Genomic DNA, 18,418 nt, shown 5'->3' on the forward strand with positions numbered 1-18,418 from the left:
TCATGGACGACGACACTGCAGCGCCACCATCCCTGCTGATCTCCGCGTATCGGACGTGTGAGGCGTTGCCTCTGGTGGGCGGTCTGTTCACCCGGGGCCGGCAGGAGGCGCACGCGGTGCTGTCGGTGGTCGTCGCCGCGGTGGTCGACGAACTCGACCTCGACGAGATGGTGCGGCAGCGGATCACCGCCGAGACCGTCGACGCGGTCATCGCGCGGATCGACGTGGTGGCGCTGGCCAACAAGGTCATCGACGGTGTGGACCTGCGGGCCATCATCCGGGAGTCCACTGCGCTCCCCACCGTCGACCCCGACACGCTGGCCGGGTTCGTGGACCGGATGCGCGGCCGCCGATCCCGTTTCCGTGACCGTTCCTGACGCCGCCACACGATTGGACATAGGATTCCGCGCATGCCGCTGAGCGACGGCGAGTTGATCTCGGGGTACACGATCGTGCGGCTGTTGGGTTCGGGCGGCATGGGTGAGGTTTATCTGGCCAGGCATCCGCGGTTGCCGCGCCACGACGCGCTGAAGGTGCTGTCGGCATCGGTGAGCACCGACGACGAGTACCGGCAGCGGTTTGACCGCGAGGCCGACATCGCGGCCACGCTGTGGCATCCGCATATCGTGGCCGTACACGACCGCGGCGACTTCGACGGCCGGCTGTGGATCTCGATGGACCACGTGGAGGGGACTGACACCGCCGCCCTGCTGGCCGACCGCTATCCCGACGGGATGCCACCCGATCTGGTCATCCGGATCGTCACCGCGGTCGGGGAGGCGCTCGACTACGCGCACCAGCGCGGCCTGCTGCACCGTGACGTGAAACCGGCCAACATCCTGATCGCCGACCCGGAGACGGAGCGGGAACGCATCATGCTCGCCGATTTCGGGATCGCGCGCCGCGTCGGTGAGGCCAGCAACCTCACCGGAACGAACATGACCGTCGGCACGGTGGCCTATTCGGCGCCCGAGCAGCTGACCGCCGACACCGGCATCGACGGCCGCGCCGACCAGTACGCGCTGGCGGCCACCGCATATCAACTGCTGACCGGGACGCCGCCGTTCCGGCACACCAACCCCGCGGTCGTCATCAGCGCGCACCTGACCGCGCAGCCTCCGCCGATCTCGGTGCACCGTCCCGAATTGTCATCCCTCGGAACGGCTTTCGACAAGGCGCTGGCCAAGTCGCCGGCAGACCGGTTCGATCGCTGCGTGGACTTCGCCCGCGCGCTGGCCGGCCGCAGCGCGGCGGGCGCCCCCGGGGGTGGCGCTCGACCCGGACGCGACGATGCTCGCCGCGGCCACGGCCGGACCGCGCCACGCCAGACCCGGCGCGGCGCCGAACTCACGGCGGCGATACCTGCTGGCCGGTGCGGGGCTGCTGCTCGTGCTGCTCGCGGTTGCCGCGGTGGTGTTCCTGGCCCAGTACGAGCGACAGGAAGGCCGCGGCGAGGCCGGGCCCACGACGTCGGCCGGCGCGCCGCGGAGCGCCCCGTCGGGTGTCACGCTGCCGGTGATCGTGGTAGGGGCGGACTGCGCGACGCTCGGCGCCGCCGGTGTCACCGAGGGCGGCGAGCCGGCCTACTGTGCCCGGCTGGCGTCATCGGGGGCACCGCTCTGGTCGCTGTATCCCGGTGAGATCCCGCATCCCACAGCGACGTCGGTGGCCGGTCCGGGAGAGTCGAATCCAGACACCCCGGTGCTGGTGTGCATGCAGCAGACCGGCAAGAGTCAGGTGGACTGCCACGACGACATTCTGCAGGAGAACAGCGACCCGACTGCCAACGACAGCTGACCGTCCCCGCCGAAATCGCATTCCACGTTGACTTCTCGCGACTTTCGCCGCGTGGAATGCGATTTCGGCGAGGTCAGGGTTGGAAGCGCATCGGTCCCGGCGACCACAATCCGGAGTGCGTGGACGATCCCAGGTCGATCGCGGCGGGCTCGGCGTCGACGATGGTGTCGAACCGGCGCAGCGAACCCCAGTCCTGGCCCCAGTCGTTCGACAGGTACGTCGACATCACCGACGCGCGCAGCAACAGGTCGGTGATGCCGAGCAGACCGCCGTTGATGCCGTCCTGCCAGGTGTCGGTGCTCTGCAGCTTCGCGGAGTAGTCCGGCGAGATGCGGAACCTGGGGATCTCGGTGACGCCGTTGGCGTGCAGCATCGGCTGCTGGCACGGGAACGCCAGCCCGACCGCCCAGTCCATCAGCACCGGTTGCTCGGAACCGATGTACTCCTGCACCGAGCGGACCTCGGGCACCCGTGGCGGTGTCACCGCCACCCAGTCGCCCTGGCCCAGCGACAGATCCTCGGCGACGACCCGGACCGCGACGGCGTCGGCCGGGATCTGGGCCCGCGGGTAGCGCAGATTGCGCCACGACGGGGTCGGACCGATGTCGTACGGGCTGACCCGTCCGGCAGGCACCGGTACCCCGTCGGGCCCGGCGGTGGCGTATTCCAGGTCGACGGTCTGACCGGAGGTGAACGCGTTCGCGACGCTGGTGCCCGAGATCGTTCCGGCGGCGGTGATCACCACCAGCGGGTGCGCGTCGTCGGCCGGCGGAAGCGCATACCACGCCGACGCGAGGCGGCTTTCCTGTTGCGGCCCGGTCGAATACGTGCCGGCGACCGGAACCCGTGCCGGGTCCAGACCGTACGGCAGCGGCACCCTGGAGCCGTTGACACCGGGCCGGGACAGCTCGATGGGCCGGTTCCAGTCGTAGTCGGTGCCCGGCTGCGGGTTGTTCAGCCGGATCGCCTCGGCGATGATCCGGTCCGGGACACCGTTGGGGGAGAAGCCTGCCGGGTCGGTGCCGCCGAGCGGGCCCAGCGGGCCGTATCGGCCCGGGATCGGTTGCAGGAAGCCGTCGTTGGAGTCCGGCTCGACCAGCACGTCGTCGGCCAGTCCGCAACCCCCGGCGAACGCGCGGATGTTGGCCCAGCCGTTGGAGTAGGTCGGGTACTGCCGTACCACGCCGGTCGCCAGCGAGGCCACCATGAACACCACCATGAAGCCGGCGGCGACCGGGATCGGCGCCGCGGTGAGCGCGTCGATCACCCGCGACTCCTGCCTGTTGCCGACGTGCAGCCAGAACGCCCACAGCGCCGCGACGCCGAACAGCACGAAGAACACCGTGCTGGCCGTCACCCCGCCCAGCTGCGGCACCGAAGTATTGTACGGCACACCGAAATTCGACACATACCACCAGCCGTTGGTGGACGCGAAGCACAGCGCCAGGATGAACAGCACACCGGCCAGGAACGCCATCCGGTTGCGCGCCGAGCGCAGTACCACCGGCGACACCAGCACTGTCGCCAGCGCGGCCATCGCGCCCCCCACCGCGGCGAACAACCCGAAGTGGTGGATCCACTTGGTGGGGGTGAACATCAGGAAGAAGATGGTGGCGAAGATGACGCCCATCAACCGCCAGGCCGGTCCGCGCGCGACACCGGGAACCCGCTTGCGGCGCAACATGATGAACAGGGACGTGAACAGGCACAGTGCGGTGAACAGGAAGGCCACCCGGCGCGCGATCGCGCCGTCGACGGTCGGCAGGATCAGGTAGTAGTAGCGCAGGTTCTCGGTGTACCACTCCTGGCTCGGCCCGATCGCGGTGCGGATCTTGGTGGCTTCCAGCACCGTCGCCAGTGTCTGGTCGGCGAACACCACCGCCAGCACCACCGTGCCGGCCGCCAGCAGCGGCGCCAGCAGCGGCCACAGCCCGACGCTCTGGCGGCGCCGCATCAGGATGCGCAGGATCGGGCGCCCGCCGGCGACCAGCGCGGCCACCGCGATCAGCCCGGTGGGCTGGATGCCGAGGGTGAACGCGGCGGAGGTGATGGCCAGCGCGGCCGGGGTGAGCCGGCCTGACGTCACGGCACGTTCGATCAGCACATAGGTGATCAGCGCGCCGGTGGCGATCTGCCCCTCGGGGCGCAGGCCGTTGTTGAACGGCATCCAGGCCGCCATCAGCACCAGCCCGGCGGCCCACAGCGCGGCCCGGCTGCTCGACACCGCCGGCCCCAGGCGCGGCAGCACCTCACGCGACAGCAGCAGCCAGCACACCAGCGCGCAGATCAGGTCCGGCAGCCGAATCCAGATGCTGGCGGTGCTCACCTGCGTCATCAACGCCAGCAGGTTGTAGTACCAGCCGAACGGGTCCTCCGGGCTGCCGAACCAGCGGAAGTAGTTCGACATGTAGCCGGCGTGTTCGGCGACGCGGGCCATCTGCAGGATGTAGCCGTCGTCCGACGAGTTCGCGCCGATCACGTACCAGATCGCGAAGCCGCCGACGACGACGCCGTCCACGGCGGTGACGGTGCGCCAGCGCGTCGGGATGAGGCGGTGCATGCGGCGCCCGTCGAGCCGGTCCAGCCGCCACAGTGCCAGCAGCGCGAGCACGGTGCAGGCGATGGCCAGCACGATCGCGGCGAGCTTCACGGGGGTCGGCTCCGTGGTGAACCGGGTGTCGATGGTGGCCGAGACTGACAGGCCCGGCGGCGCCGGACCGGTCAGGTCGGTGAACACGCCCACGATCGCCGGACGCAGGTTGGGGTCGGGGTAGCCGGTGCGCTGGGGTTGGCCCGCGTCGGCACCGGAGACCTGGGTCAGCCCGACGAAGTCGGCGTAGGTGCCGTCCAGGTTCGAGGTGATCTCGATCGTCGAGCAGCCCGGCGATCCCGTCACCCGGTCCCGGTCCACGCTGGCGACCACGACGTTGCGCACGATCACGTCGACCCGCGACTCACTGACGCTGACCAGCATCGCGTTCAGCGCCGCGTCGCGGCCCTCGGCGGGCGCGGTGCCGAACACCAGACCGCCGTCGGCGGGCATGTCGCGGATGACGTCGCACGGCACGGTCGCGGTCAGGCTGACCGGCGCCTGCGAGATCAGCGGCGCGGTGACGTTACTGAGCTGCCCCTGCTGTGGCCAGTTCAGCGTCGCGGTGGTCTGGGTGACCGGCAGCAGCGGGATCGAGACGGCCAGCACGAAGCCGAGCAGCCCGGCGATCGTCGCGACCCAGCGGGCGATCCTCACATCGTTCTTCATCGTCGGTTCGTTCGCAGGCTCTCTCACGGGAGCGCCCTGATCGGTCCGCCACGGTTCCAGCCGAACACTCGCGTCGACCCCTCCTCGATCACGGCGTCGGGCGCCTCGTCGGACGGCACCACCCGCAGGTAGCGCTCCAGCGAACCCCAGTCCCGATACCAGTCCCCACGCAGGTAGGTCGGAATGGCTTCGGTGCGCAGCAGCGCCTGGATGAACAGGAACGGACCGCCGTCCTGCGCGGCCTGCCACTGGTTGGACGACACGATGATCTGCTTGAAGTTGGGCATGATCCGGTACTCGGGCAGTTCGGCGACCCCGAGGCGTTCGGCGAACGGCCGCTGGCACGGGAAGTGCGCTGCGGTGGCGATGTCCATCAGCACCGGGGTGTCGCGGCCCAGGAACTCCTGCGCGGTCTGCAGCACCGGCACCCGCGGCGGGGTGAACGCGAACCACTGGTCCTCGGACAGGTTCGGGTCGTCGGCGACGATGCGGGCCACGTTGGCCTCCGGCGGCGCCCACTCCAGCGGGAACCGCAGGTTGCGCCACGCCTTCTGGACGAAGATGTCGATCGGCTGCACCTCGCCGAGCTCCTGGTAGGAGCCGTCGGGCCGGTGCACGCCCCACTGGAGCTTCAGCGACTGCCCGTAGTTGAACGAGCCGTCCTCGTTGTAGTACCAGATCGCGCCCGCCGCGGCGACGCTCACCAGCGGCCGGTCCGGCGTACGGGGCGGCAGCTGGTACCACGCCGAGGTGGCCTTCGCCGCCACCCCGGCCTGATCTGAGCCGGGCTCGGCGAAACTGCCCATGACCGGGGTGGTGGCCGGGTCGAGCCCGAACGGCAGGAACACCCGGGATCCGTTGACGCCCTCGGGCCCGTAGCCGCCTCCGGTGCCGGCCGCGTAGCCCACCCCGATGTTGGGTTTGTCGACGGGACCGTCCGAGTTGACCGTGCCGGGGTTGGCCGCGACAGGTTCGGCCGGCTCGAGAGTGTCGCTGACGCCGTTGGGGGTGAAGGCCACCGGGTCCTCGCCGCCGAGCGGGCCGTACTCGCCGAACCGCTGGCCCGGCACCGGCTCGAGCATGCCCGCGTTCGTGTCGGCCTCGACCAGGACGTCGTCGGCCATGGCGCAGGAGGCGTCGCTCAGGCCCGACCGCAACGCCGAGATGTTGGCCGCTCCGGTGGTGTAGACGGGATAGCGGCCCACGGTGGCCTTGACCATCGAGCCCAATTCGAGGATCACCATGATCACCGCGACCACCAGCAGCGGCGACGACGCCAGCGCCCGGTTGCGGCCGGTGTCGGCGACCTGGGTGTGCCCGGCGTAGTCGATCCGGAAGTGCAGCCAGGCCGCCAGCAGTCCGCCGGCGATGGCCAGCACCAGAAAGATCGTCGTCACCGGGTAGCCGACGATCACCGGCTGCTTGTCGAACCACGGCACCCCGTAGTTGCCGACATAGAACCAGCCGTTGATCCCGGAGGTCGCCCATGCCAGCACGAACAGCAGCGCGGTCACGTACAGCGCCAGATTGCGGCGGCTGTGCAGGCCGACCCGGGCCAACGCGAACGCGGTGACCGCGCCGAGCGCGCCGGCCAGACCGGCGAACACACCGAACTGCACCGCCCACTTCGTCGGCGTCAGCGTCAGCAGCAGCAGGCCGATCGCGGTGGTGCCGGTCAGCCGCCACACCGGGGCGTTGACCGCGCCGGGCAGGCTGCCGCGCCGCAGCAGCACCACGAACAGGCCGACCACGCACAGCAGCAGGATCAGTACCGAGAAGCGGCGCGTCAGCGACCCGTCGACGCTTTCCTCGACGGTGAGGAAGTAGTAGCGCAGAAACTCCTGGTACCAGGGCAGTGTGGGACCGACGACGTACTTGATGCGCACCGATTCGGCGACGGTGGCCAGGGTCTGATCCCGGAACACGACGACGAAGATCAGCGAGGCAGCGCCGGCCAGCGGCGCCAGCTGGGCCGCCAGACCGTCGACCGGGCGTCGGGCGGCGACGATGCGCGTGACCCCGCGGGCCCCGACCAGCAGCGGCGCGAGCGCGACCAGGCCTTGCGGGGCCAGTGTCACCGAGAACACCGCGACCACGATCGCCAGCGCGTAGGGCCACAGCCGGCGCGTCGCCAGCGTCGTCTCGGTCAGCATCCAGATCGCGACCACGCCGAACGCGATCAGCGGCTCGGGACGCAACCCGTTGTTGAACGGCAGCCACGCGGCCAGGAACACCGCGCCGGCGGTGAGCACCGCCACCCGATTGGCGGCCAGCCGGTGGCCGAGCCGCGGCAGCACGCAGCGGCTGACGATCAGCCAGGTGCCGATCGCCGCGGCGGTGGCCGGCAGCCGTAACCACACGCCGGCGGTGCTGATCGACGCCAGCTGGGCCAGCACGCTCTGGTACCAGTCGAACGGGGCTTCCGAGGCGCCGAAGTACCGGTAGTAGTTGGTGATGTAGCCGGCCTCCCCGGACACCCGGGCGATGGTGGTGTTGTAGCCGTCATCGGAGGACAGTGCGCCCACGACGTGCCAGATCAGCAGGCTGCCGATCACGGCCGCGTCGGTGAGCCAGGTCCACAGCCCGGCGCGGCGGCGCCGGCCGAGCCCGCGCGGGATCCGCCGGCCCGACGTCCGGTCCAGCACCGCGAGCGCGACGATCGACGCGATCACGCACAGCACCCCGAGCACCATCACGGCGAGCTTGAGAGTCGTCGGGGTGCTGATGAAGCGGGTGTCGACGTCGATGCGGGCACGGATGCCGGAATCCGGGCCCGTTTCCAGGTCGGTGAACACGCCGGAGACCTGGGGTCGCTTGTCCGGCGCCAGGGTGCCCGTCGCACCCGGGATCCCGACGAAATCGGCGCCGACGGCACCCACGTCCGCCCAGATGCGCAGCTCGCTGCAGGCGCCGGAGTCCACCGCCTCACGCGGGGCGACCGCGGCGACGGTGTCGCGGAAGGCGACGTAGACGACGTCGGGATTGGCGCGCACGAACAGCCCGTTGCGGCCGGCGTCGATGCCGCCGGCGGGGTTCGTGGAGAACACCACGCCGTCGTCCTCGGGCAGGGTCGCGACCGCCGCGCACGGGATGGTGACCTCCAGTGCGCGCGGCGCGCCGGACACCAGGGGCGCGGTGACGTCGCGGACGAAGCCGTCCGCGTCGACGGCCTGCGGCCACAGGATCGTCGCCGTGGACTGCTGCACCGGCAGCAGCGGAGTGAGCCCGCACAGGAGCATTCCGAGAAGCCCCGTAAGAACGGCGACGACGCGGGCGGACGGGGCAGGCACGAGGCTCGATGGTAGCGAAGTTCTTGTGCACGGAACGTCGGCGTGCCCGGGGGGCGGCCGAGTCGTCAGCTCAAACGCAGCGGCGCCGGGCTCCACAGCCCGCTGCGCTCGGTTGTCCCGAGGTCAAGCCGGGCCGGCTCGGCGTCCGGGTAGAAAGGCAGCAGTCGCTGCAGCGCGCCCCAGTCGCGGAACCAGTCGTACTTCAGATAGGTCGGGACCGTCACCGGGCGCACCAGCAGCTCGATGATGCCTAGCGGGCCACCGCCGAGGTAGTCCATCACCGGCGAGTTGGCCTCGGCGCCGAACCGGTCGGGCAGGATCCGCCACTTCGGGACCTCGATGACGCCGTTGCGGTGCCCGAACGGGCGCTGGCACGGGAACGCCAGGCCCACCAGCCAGTCGAGCATCACCGGGTCGCTTGAGCCGACCACGTCCTGCAGGGTGCGCAGCTCCGGGATACGCGGGGGGGTGATCGCGATCCAGTGCTCGGGGCTGAGGTCGTCGTCACTGGCCACCAACCGGATCTGGGTGGCCTCGGCCGGGATCGCCGACAGTGGCGCGCGCAGGTTGCGCCAAGCCGGGGCGGCCCCGACGTCGCCGAACTCGATGCTGCCACCGGGCTCGCCGTCCGGGCCGGCCCACTGCACCACGACCTCGCCGGAGTCAAAGCGTCCCGCGGCGGCCACCACCAGCAGCGAGTCGGAGCGGTCCCGGTCGCTCCAACCGGTCGGCAGCTGGTACCAGGCCGAGCGCAGGAACGCGGGCTGCTGCGTGCCGCTGCGCCAGCTGCCGAGCACCGGGGTGCGGGCGGGGTCGAGACCGAACGGCAGCCGGGCGCGCGAGCCGTTGACGCCTGCGGCGGCGGTGGTGCCGCCCTCGGTGCCGGCTTCGCTGCCGGTGTCGCCGCTGGTGTTGTCGGTGTCGGCGAAGTTGGTCGCCCCGGGCTGTTCCATGACCGGGTCGGCGGACAGGTCGGATGGAACACCGTTGGGGCTGAAGCCCTCCGAGGTCACCTCGCCGAGTGCGTCGCCGACCGGGACGCCGATGGGCGCGAGCAAACCGGTGTTGACGTCCTCTTCGACCAGGACGTCCTCGGCCATGCCGCAGGTCTTGCCTGTCAGCGCCTGCAGGTTGGATCGGCCCACGGTCCACGCCGGGTACTGGCCCAGCATCGCCACCGTCAGAGAGATCACCTCGAAGGTGACCAGCGCCCAGGTGGCGATCGCCAACGGCGCCTGGGCGATTCGCTTCCAGCGCGGCGGGGTTGCGCCGGAAGGTGGCACGTCGCGACCCGAGAAGTGCAGCCAGGCAGCGACCAGCAGTGCCAGCACGGACAGCCCCAGCAGAATCGTGGTGAAGCCGAACTTCCACTCCGGGAACGCATTCGACCAGGGCACCCCGAAGTTGGAGACGTACCACCAGCCGTTGACGGTCGCGAACGACAGTGCGGTCAGGAACAGCACCGCGGCGGTGAAGATCGCGCGGTTGCGCGGCGAGCGCATCGCGGCGGCCGAGATCGCCACCGCGGCCAGCGCTCCGAGCGAACCGGCCAGCCCGGCGAACACCCCGAAGTGGTGGGTCCACTTGGTGGGAGTGAACATCATGGCCAGGAACGAGATCACGGTGATGCCGATGATGCGACGGCTCGGCCCGGCCGCGGTGCCCGGGATCCGGCCCTTGCGCAACGTCATCGCGACGGCGACCACCAGCGCCAGCAGCAGCGTGAGCACCGCGAAGCGGCGCGCCACCGAGCCGTCGGGGCTGGTGGTGAACAACCGCGAGTAGCGGATGTGCTCGTCGAACCAGGCCAGGCTCGGGCCGACAGCCGACTTGAAGCTGCTGGCCTGAAGTTCGGAGGCCAGGGTCTGGTCACGGAAGATCAAGAAGATCGTGACCGAGCCGGCCGCCGCGATCGGGGCCAGCAGCGCCCAGTAGCCGAAGCGCGAGACATGCGCGGCCACAATGGTTTTCAGCGGACCGATGGCGACCAGAAGCGCGCCGACCGCGGCGATGCCGGTGGGGCCGGAGAACAGGGTCAGCGCGCCGATGATGATCGCGACGGCCACCGGCAGCAGTCGGCTGGTCGCCACGCCCCGCTCGACCGAGCACCAGGTCAGCAGAATCCCGAGCGCGATGATCGGCTCCGGGCGCAGGCCGTTGTTCAGCGGCAGCCAGAACGCCAGGAACAGGCCTGCGGCCGTCCACGCGGCGGCGCGGCTGTGCTTGGCCGCCGAACCGAGTCGGGGGATGACCTCACGGCTGATCACCCACCAGCACGCCAGCGCGATCAGCAGGGTCGGCAACCGCATCCACACGCTGGCGGTGGACACATGCGCCCACAGCGCGAGCAGGTCGTAGTACCAGCCGAACGGCGCCTCGGGGGTGCCGAACCACCGGTAGTAGTTGGCCATGTAGCCGGCGTCCTCTGAGACGCGGGCCATCGTCAGGATGTAGCCGTCGTCGGCGGTGTTGGCGCCGACGAAATGCCACCACACCAACACGGCCGCGACCAACCCGTCCAGCGGGGACATCGACCACCAGCGCGGCGGCAGGAACCGCTTGTGCCTGCGGCCGTCGGCGCTGTCGAGCACGTGCAACGCGCCCAGGGACACCACGGTCATCGCCACCCCGATGATCATCGCGAGCAGCTTCAGCAGCGTCGGTGAGGTGCTGTAGCGGGTGTCGACGGTCGCGGAGAACTGCAGGCCGGGCGGGGCGGGACCGGACAGGTCGGTGAACACGCCGACGATCTGCGGACGGAAGTCATAGCCGCCGCGCTCGCCGCGCAGTGGTTGGGCGGGCTCGGCCGGGGCGGCCGGGTCGGGTTCGGCCTGCAGGCCTACGAACTCCCCGGTGACCTTGTCGGCGTGCGCGGTGAAACGCAGCTCCTGACAGTCTGGGCTGAGCACCTGGTCCAACGGCGCGCTGACCACGGGCGTGTTGCGGACGATGACGAGGAGGTCGTTGTTGACGCGCTCGATGAGCAGACCGCGGTCAACGGCGTTGGGCGCCTGCTTGGGAACCGTGGACAGCAGCACGTTGCGGCCGGGTCGGTCCAGCCCCGCCGCGGCGCTGCACGGGACGGTGATCTCCAAGTCGGTGGCGACGTAGCCGATCAGCGGGGCGTTGACGCTCTGCACCACGCCGTTCTGCGGCCAGTTGAGCTGCGCGATGGTCTGGTTGACCGGAAGCAGCGGGGTGACGACGGCGAGCAGCGTGCCCAGCAGGCCCGCCACGATCGCAACGAGGCGCGCGGTGCGGTGGTTACGTACCGGCGCCTGCTGCGTCGGCTCTGCCGACCGAAATGGCTGTGGCACCACGGGGCTAGATCGTAGAGGGCTTGCGGATGGCCAGCACAAACGGCCCGACGGTGGACACGTCGAAGCGCGGATCGTCGAACAGCGCGTCGTCGAGGGCGACGTGATAGCGCCGCACGTTCGGCTGGTTGGGGTAGACGTCCTCGGCCAGCCGCAGCGTGTAGGTGTCGTTGGCGCCGCGGCGCATCAGAAACACCGACGGCGGTTCCCACGGCATGCTGTCGAGCGCGTCGACGAACTGGTCGGCGTCGGTCAGCATCCTCCAGCCCTCGATCGCGCCGGCGCGCTGGTCGAACTGCGCCAGCGGGTTGGCGTAGTGCGACGTCAACGCCTGGAAGCCGTAGTAGGGGTAGTAGGACAGGAAGCTGTAGTCGGCGGTCAGCACCACGGTCTCGTTGCGGGGCCTGCCGGTCACCTCCAGGATGCGGGCGTCGACCTCCCGGTAGTACTGCTCGGCGCCGGGCGGACGGCGATCGGCACGCTCGCCGTAGCCGTCGGAGTCGGTGTAGGCGACGACGATGTCAGGGCGCAGCACGTCGGGGATGTCCTGGCTGAATGTCACCGCGCCGAGGGCGCCGACGGCGGTGGCGACGGCCACCACCCTGGACGCGTTGCCCGGCCGGACCCGGGCCGCCGCGGCGCGGGTCATCTCCAGGAACCCGAACGCCCCGGCGGCGGCCAGCAGGATCGTCAGTGCCGGCTGCAGCCGGAACGACAGCAGCGTGGTGCCCAGCAGGGTGGTCAGCATCGACAGCAGAGACCAGGCGTAGACGGTCAGCACGGCGATGGCCAGCGCACCTCCCCGAGTCGAGGTCCGCGCGCGGATCACCAGCCACACCGTGCCGAGCAGGCACAGCGCACCCAGCAGGGTGAACTGCAGCATCGGGAAGGACAGCTCGGCGCCGTCCTTGGGCAGGTAGTGCTGCGCGGTGCCGGTCTCGGCCGGGGTGCCGCGGGCGGCCGCCAGAAGGTAGGGGCCCCAGCCGATGAGCGCGATCAGACCGGAGATCACCGCGATCACGAGCAGTCGCAGCAGCGGATCCCAGTGCCGGCGAGTGACGGCCAACAGCACCGCCATCACCGTCAGCGTGAACGCCGCGTAGGCCAGCAGCAGCGTGTAGAACAGCCCGGTCACGCCCAGGAAGATTCCGGTTCCGACGACGGCGGCCCAACCCCCGTTGCGTGTCCGGCCTCTCAGACCGGACCAGGCCAGCACGAACACCGGTGGCAGCAGCACCGCGACGATCGCGGCGTAGGGCTCGGCCGGTGAATAGGCCAGTGCCGCCGCGGCCGTCGCGGTGGAGACGACGAGCGCGTACTCGAACCGCACCATCGCCGCCCACAGCACCAGCGCGAGCACGATCGCGACGGTGATCGAGATGATCGACCAGGGTTTGAACATCTCCCACGCCGGCGTCCCGGTCAGCGCCGCCAGCCGGCCGCCGAGCCAGAACCAGCCGGGCGGGTAAAACGGCGGCAGCCCGATGTAGGTCATGTCGTTCAGTGCCGCCTGGTCGGCGAAGCGGGTCAGATACTCGGTGCGGAACTGCTGGTCGACGCTGATGCCGAACAGGTACAGCCTGGTGGCGCCCAGTGGCATGGCCAAGGTCACCACCGAGAACGCGGCTAGGAACACCACCGCGGCGAGCCGGGCCACGGTGTGCCGGCCGCGGCGCCACAGCAGCCCGGCGGCGAACAGGCCGACCAGGCAGCCGACCTGCCCGACGGTGGTGAGCGCGTGCAGCTGGTTCGACGAGTTGTAGGCGGGCCATTCCACACGCGCGATGGCGACCAGACTCGCGACCGCGACCACGACGGCGACGCCGGTGGCGATCACCATCTGGGCGGCCGTTCTCATCGGCGCGGCCGAGAGGACACCTGCGTTCGTATCCGGGGTCGCTTCGCTCCTGGCCACCGGATCAGAGGGGAAGCTTGCGGAAGACCGGGCGCGGGATGTGGCGCAGCACCATCATCACGTAGCGGAACACCCCGGGCGCCCAGATCAGATCCTTGCCCCTGTTCGACGCCGTGACCGCCAGCTCGGCCACGTCCTCTTTGTCGACGGTGAAGGGGGCCTCCTTGGCGCCGGTGGCCTTCCAGTGCTCGATCGTCGTCGTCGTGCGCACCTGCCCAGGCCGGATCACCAGGACGCGGACTCCGTACTCGCGCAACGCCTCTCCGAGACCGAGGTAGAACCCGTCCAGGCCGGCCTTGGTGGAGCCGTACACGAAGTTGGAGCGGCGGACGCGTTCCCCGGCCGCCGAGCTCATCGCGATGATGCGTCCGGACCCCTGTGCGCGCATCTTCTCGCCGAGCAGCACCCCGACCGATACCGCGGCGGTGTAGTTGATCCCGGCGATCTGCACGGCCTTGCGCTGGTTCTGCCAGAGCTCCTCGGCGTCACCGAGCAGGCCGAACGCGACGACGGCGACATCGACATCACCGTCGGCGAAGGCGGCGTCGATCACCGCGGGGTGGCTGTCGGTGTCCAGCGCGTCGAAGTCGATCCAGTCGACGGCCCTGGCACCCGCGGCCCGCAGCGCTGCGATGGCGACGTCCCTGCGCGGGTGGCCGGGCAGGTCGGCCAGGATCACCCGGGCCGGGGCGTTGCGCAGATACCGCTCGCCGATCGCCAGGGCGATCTCGGACGTGCCACCCAGAAGCAGGATCGTCTGCGGGTTGCCGGTCGCATCGAAAACCATCTAGAGGAGCTCCAGTCGTCGGGCCATGTCGGAGGCGAACACCCCGTCGGGATCGACCTTGCGGCGCAAGGCGATCCACTCGTCGATGCGGGAATACATGGCGTGGAAAATCGCGGCGGTGGTGCGAGAGTCCTTGGCGGTATAGAGCCGGCCGCCGAACTCGAGCACCCGCCGGTCGAGCCCGTTGAGGAACTCGTTGAGGCCGGCGGTGATCGGGAAGTCGACGCACACGTTCCAGCCGGGAATCGGGAAACTCAGCGGCGCTTGGTTTCCCGGGCCGAAGAGCTTGAACACGTTGAGGAACGAGTGGAACCCGGAGCGCTGGATGTCTACCAGGATCGCCTTGAACTCCTCGACGGCGTCGGTGGGTACCACGAACTGGTACTGCGCGAAACCCGAAGGGCCGTAAGCCCGGTTCCACTCTCCGAACATGTCGAGCGGGTGGTAGAACTGCGTCAGGTTCTGCACCTTGCCCCGGTAGGTGCCCGACTTGCGGTACCAGAGTTCACCGATCGGCACGAACGTGTACTTGTTGGCCAGCCCGTTGGGAAACAGGTCGGGAAGCGTCAGCAGTTGCGGCGCATCGAACTTCAGCGGGTTCTTCTGCAGTTTTTTCGGCAGCTGGTCGAGGGTGGCCAGGGATCCGCGCGAGATCGCGGCGCGGCCCAGCTTCGGCGGCGGGCTGATCGCGTCGAACCATGCGCTGGAGTAGGTGTAGTTGGCCTCGGTGCCGTCGCTGTGGAACGCGATGGTCTCGTCGAGGCTGTGGGTGACGTCGCCGTCGGCGATGAAGTAGGCCGTCTCGGTGGGCGTCATCGCGATGGTGGCGCGCAGGATGATTCCGGTCAGCCCGTTGCCGCCGACCGTGGCCCAGAACACATCGGCGTGCGGCCCGTCCGGGGTCACGGTGCGGACCTGACCGTCGGCGGTCAGCAGGTCCATCGAGCGCACGTGGTTGCCGAAGCTGCCGGCGCTGTGGTGGTTCTTGCCGTGGATGTCGCAGGCGATGGCGCCGCCGACGGTGACCTGCCGGGTGCCGGGCAGCACCGGTACCCACAGCCCGAGCGGCAGCGCGGCGCGCATCAACTGGTCGAGGTTCACCCCGGCGTCCACGTCGACGAGGTGGCTGTCGGCATCCATGGAGTGGATCCGGTTGAGCGCGTTCATGTCGATGACGAGCCCGCCGCCGTTCTGGGCGTTGTCGCCGTAGGACCGGCCCAGCCCGCGGGCCAGCACGCCCCTGCCGGGGTGCTCGGCGGCGCGCGCGACGGCCTTGGCGATCACCTCGGGATCCGGTGTCGACAGCACCTGGGCCACCGACGGGGCGGTGCGGCCCCAGCCGGTCAACCGCTTGGCGGTGGTCGGAAACTCCGTGCTCAACATCGTCACAGAGGGTACCGCGACGGCCGCGATGGTCCGCGCAGCGCGAGGGTTTCCCCGGTCGCTAGGCCCCTGCCAACCGGAAGATCACGGCGCGCTGCACGATGAAGTTGATCACCGTCGCCGTGCCCTGGGCGATGACGAACGCGACCGGAACCCGCCAGGGCTGATCCTCGAACTCCATGTAGAAGACGTAGTTGATGCCGACCTGCACGGCGTAGGTGAGGGCGTAGAGCACGCACACCGCGATGAACCGGGCCTTGCTGGGCGGCGCCTGGAACGTCCAGCGCCGGTTGATCAGGTACGCGGTGGTGGTGCCTGCGATGAAACTGAGGGTCTTGGCGATGTTCACGTGCAGCCCGGCGGCCAGAAGCGCCACGTACAGGCCGAAGTCCACGACCGCCGACAACCCGCCGGTCACGAGAAATCGCCAGATCTGCGTCTTCAGGCTCAGCTGAGGTGACATCGGGGGCTCGGCCACCCGGGCAGCTTACGACCACCCGGCGAACTCGCATTCCACGCGGCCGTTCTCCCGGAGTTTCCGCGCTGCGCGCAATCTCGACGCGTGCGGGCTACAGCCCGGCGGCGCGCAGCACCTCGCACAGCGCCTCGACCGCCGCCGGAAACGCATAATCGGCCGGGGCGGCGAAGCCGACGACCAACCCGTCGCGTTCCCGCAACCCGGGCCCGGCCAGCGGATGGCGCATGAGCGACAGCCCCGACACCGCGATACCCGCATCACCGGCGCGGCGGAGAACTTCCGGCTCGGCGCCGTCTGGCAGCGTCACGAGCAGATTCACTCCGGCGGCCAGTCCGCCGACCTCGACGTGCAACGGTGCCAGAGCCGAGACCAGCGCGTCACGGCGGCGCCGGTAGCGCATCCGCATGCGCCGGATGTGCCGGTCGTAGCAGCCCCGCGCGATGAAGTCGGCGAGGGTCAGCTGGTTGATCGCGTCGACGTAGAACTGCTGGCCGCCCGCGGCGGCCACCGTGGCGTCGACGAGTCCGTCGGGCAACGCCATCCATCCCAGCCGCAGGGCCTGGGACAGGCTTTTGCTCGTCGATCCGAGGTAAGCCACCCGGTCGGGGCGCAACGCCTGCAGCGCTCCGACGGGCTGCCGGTCGTAGCGGAACTCGCCGTCGTAGTCGTCGTCGAGGACGAATCCCCCTGTGCGCTGCGCCCATTCGACGACGGAGGTGCGCCGGGTGGCGTGCAGCGACATTCCCAGCGGATTGTGGTGGGCGGGGGTCAGCAGCACCGCGGGGACCCTGAGAGCGTCGAGTTCCCCCACAACAGCGCCCTTTTCGTCGACGCCGATGGGGACCGTGGCGGCGCCGGCGGCCTCGATGGCGTCCCGGAACAGGTGCAGGCCGTAGCCCTCGACCGCGAGCGGGCCGCCCAGCACGCGGACCAGCAGTTCCACACCGTGGCGGACGCCCGCGCAGATCACGATGGACTCCGCGGTGGTGCGCACCCCGCGGGCACGGGTGAGGTATTCGGCCAGCGCCGAACGTAATTCGGGCCTGCCGCGCGGGTCTCCCATGCGTAGGGCCTCGGACGGGGCGGCGGTCAGCGCCCGGCGCGTGCTGGCCAGCCACTGGCTGCGGGGAAACTGCGCGACGTCAGGCGAACCGGGCATCAGGTTGTGCGTCGGGGCCACCCGTGCGCCGCGGGGCCGGGTCGGCGGCGCCGCGGGGGTGTGGGTGTGGTCGATGACCCACGTCCCCGCCCCCTGGCGTGAGGCCAGCCACCCCTCGGCGACCAGGTCGGCGTAGGCCTCGGCGACGGTGTTGCGCGACAGGCCCAGGTCGGCGGCCAAAGCCCGCGACGGCGGCAGCCTCGTGGCCGGTGCCAATCGGCCCGAGCGGGCCGCGTCGCGCAGGGCGGTGGTGAGCGCATCCCTGGCGCCTCGGGCTCCGGGGACCAGGGCCTCGCGCAGGTCCAGGTGGAGATCCCGACTGCCACGATTGGCCCACGAACTCATGCCCGAATTGAACCATCTTCGTAGTCCATTCGGCCTTAGCGTCGAGGACATGACACAGACACTGACCACCCGGGACCGCCTCACGATCTACAAGGCATCGCCCGAGCTGTATGACGCCATGATGACTCTGTCCGCCGCAGCGGCCAGGGACGTCGACCCGAAGCTCGGCGAGTTGATCAAAATCCGTGCCTCGCAACTGAATCGCTGCGCGTTCTGCCTCGACATGCACACTCGCGACGCGCGCAAGCGGGGCGTCGGCGAACAGCAGCTCGACATGCTGGCCGCATGGGTTGAAGCCGGCGATGTCTTCGACGAACGGGAGAGCGCCGCGCTGGCGCTCACCGAAGCGATCACCGAACTCGGCAGCCACGGCGTGCCCGACGAGGTGTACGACGCCGCGGCGCGGGTGTTCTCCGACCGGGAGCTCGGACAGGTCATCGCGATGGCCGTGACGATCAACGCGTGGAACCGCATCAACGTCACGGTGCGGATGCCCGCCCCGCGCCGCTGAGATCCACAGCCGAACTCGCATTCCACGCGGCTTTTCCGGGGGTTTTCCCACGCTGGGCGCGGTCTCGGCGATCGATTCCGGCCACCCGTCGTTCAATTTCTGCCAGGCGAAATGAACACCCGCGGCGGCGGGTTTAACCAGTCAGATCCACCAAGATCAACCACCACCGAAGTCGAA

Annotated in this window: 10 protein-coding genes and 1 pseudogene; 3 read left to right on the forward strand and 8 right to left on the reverse strand. The window is 70.0% G+C overall.

What is annotated here, in order from left to right; genetic code table 11:
* Nucleotides 1-2 precede the first annotated feature (2 nt).
* Nucleotides 3-377 (forward strand): hypothetical protein, encoded by a 375-nt coding sequence (locus ACXMYJ_RS07020; protein ID WP_460354941.1) that lies wholly within the window; start codon nucleotides 3-5, stop codon nucleotides 375-377.
* 33 nt (nucleotides 378-410) lie between these two features.
* Nucleotides 411-1,797, forward strand: a pseudogene (locus tag ACXMYJ_RS07025) (serine/threonine-protein kinase).
* A 73-nt stretch (nucleotides 1,798-1,870) separates the two neighbouring features.
* Here the strand turns inward: ACXMYJ_RS07025 and ACXMYJ_RS07030 are convergent.
* The 8 genes from ACXMYJ_RS07030 to pdxR all read right to left on the reverse strand — a co-directional run bounded on the left by ACXMYJ_RS07030 (nucleotide 1,871) and on the right by pdxR (nucleotide 17,730).
* Nucleotides 1,871-5,056 carry an arabinosyltransferase domain-containing protein gene (locus ACXMYJ_RS07030; RefSeq protein WP_460354944.1) on the reverse strand — a complete coding sequence of 1,062 codons (3,186 nt, stop codon included), beginning with the start codon at nucleotides 5,054-5,056 and terminating at the stop codon, nucleotides 1,871-1,873.
* Nucleotides 5,057-5,079: 23 nt separating this feature from the next.
* Nucleotides 5,080-8,295 carry an arabinosyltransferase domain-containing protein gene (locus tag ACXMYJ_RS07035; RefSeq protein WP_443188240.1) on the reverse strand — a complete coding sequence of 1,072 codons (3,216 nt, stop codon included), beginning with the start codon at nucleotides 8,293-8,295 and terminating at the stop codon, nucleotides 5,080-5,082.
* 116 nt (nucleotides 8,296-8,411) lie between these two features.
* Nucleotides 8,412-11,666 carry an arabinosyltransferase domain-containing protein gene (locus ACXMYJ_RS07040; protein WP_460354947.1) on the reverse strand — a complete coding sequence of 1,085 codons (3,255 nt, stop codon included), beginning with the start codon at nucleotides 11,664-11,666 and terminating at the stop codon, nucleotides 8,412-8,414.
* 4 nt (nucleotides 11,667-11,670) lie between these two features.
* The gene (locus ACXMYJ_RS07045; protein ID WP_460354949.1) at nucleotides 11,671-13,521 is read right to left on the reverse strand and encodes a galactan 5-O-arabinofuranosyltransferase; all 1,851 of its coding nucleotides are present in this window, start codon (nucleotides 13,519-13,521) and stop codon (nucleotides 11,671-11,673) included.
* Between the two features lie 61 nt (nucleotides 13,522-13,582).
* On the reverse strand, nucleotides 13,583-14,365 hold the full coding sequence (locus ACXMYJ_RS07050; RefSeq protein ID WP_260755800.1) for a decaprenylphospho-beta-D-erythro-pentofuranosid-2-ulose 2-reductase: 783 nt from the start codon (nucleotides 14,363-14,365) through the stop codon (nucleotides 13,583-13,585).
* A complete protein-coding gene (locus tag ACXMYJ_RS07055) occupies nucleotides 14,366-15,748 on the reverse strand; it encodes an FAD-binding oxidoreductase (protein ID WP_460354952.1) in 1,383 nt (460 codons plus the stop codon).
* A gap of 61 nt (nucleotides 15,749-15,809) precedes the next feature.
* Nucleotides 15,810-16,211, reverse strand: a complete 402-nt coding sequence (locus ACXMYJ_RS07060) for a GtrA family protein (protein ID WP_260757849.1) — start codon at nucleotides 16,209-16,211, stop codon at nucleotides 15,810-15,812.
* Nucleotides 16,212-16,317: 106 nt separating this feature from the next.
* Nucleotides 16,318-17,730: a MocR-like pyridoxine biosynthesis transcription factor PdxR gene (gene pdxR, locus ACXMYJ_RS07065; protein ID WP_460354954.1), complete on the reverse strand. Its 1,413-nt coding sequence runs from the start codon at nucleotides 17,728-17,730 to the stop codon at nucleotides 16,318-16,320.
* A gap of 49 nt (nucleotides 17,731-17,779) precedes the next feature.
* Here pdxR and ACXMYJ_RS07070 point away from each other — a divergent pair, with 49 nt between their 5' ends.
* A complete protein-coding gene (locus ACXMYJ_RS07070; protein ID WP_460354957.1) occupies nucleotides 17,780-18,241 on the forward strand; it encodes a carboxymuconolactone decarboxylase family protein in 462 nt (153 codons plus the stop codon).
* The last annotated feature ends 177 nt before the right edge of the window (nucleotides 18,242-18,418 follow it).

The organism is Mycobacterium sp. ZZG (assembly GCF_054786995.1).

Bases quoted from the DNA above. Each gene is read 5' to 3' on its own strand.
- ACXMYJ_RS07020 (WP_460354941.1), top strand. From the start codon at position 3: ATGGACGACGACACTGCAGCGCCACCATCCCTGCTGATCTCCGCGTAT.
- ACXMYJ_RS07030 (WP_460354944.1), bottom strand. From the start codon at position 5,056: ATGAAGAACGATGTGAGGATCGCCCGCTGGGTCGCGACGATCGCCGGG.
- ACXMYJ_RS07035 (WP_443188240.1), bottom strand. From the start codon at position 8,295: ATGCTCCTGTGCGGGCTCACTCCGCTGCTGCCGGTGCAGCAGTCCACG.
- ACXMYJ_RS07045 (WP_460354949.1), bottom strand. From the start codon at position 13,521: ATGAGAACGGCCGCCCAGATGGTGATCGCCACCGGCGTCGCCGTCGTG.
- ACXMYJ_RS07050 (WP_260755800.1), bottom strand. From the start codon at position 14,365: ATGGTTTTCGATGCGACCGGCAACCCGCAGACGATCCTGCTTCTGGGT.
- ACXMYJ_RS07055 (WP_460354952.1), bottom strand. From the start codon at position 15,748: ATGTTGAGCACGGAGTTTCCGACCACCGCCAAGCGGTTGACCGGCTGG.
- ACXMYJ_RS07060 (WP_260757849.1), bottom strand. From the start codon at position 16,211: ATGTCACCTCAGCTGAGCCTGAAGACGCAGATCTGGCGATTTCTCGTG.
- pdxR (WP_460354954.1), bottom strand. From the start codon at position 17,730: ATGAGTTCGTGGGCCAATCGTGGCAGTCGGGATCTCCACCTGGACCTG.
- ACXMYJ_RS07070 (WP_460354957.1), top strand. From the start codon at position 17,780: ATGACACAGACACTGACCACCCGGGACCGCCTCACGATCTACAAGGCA.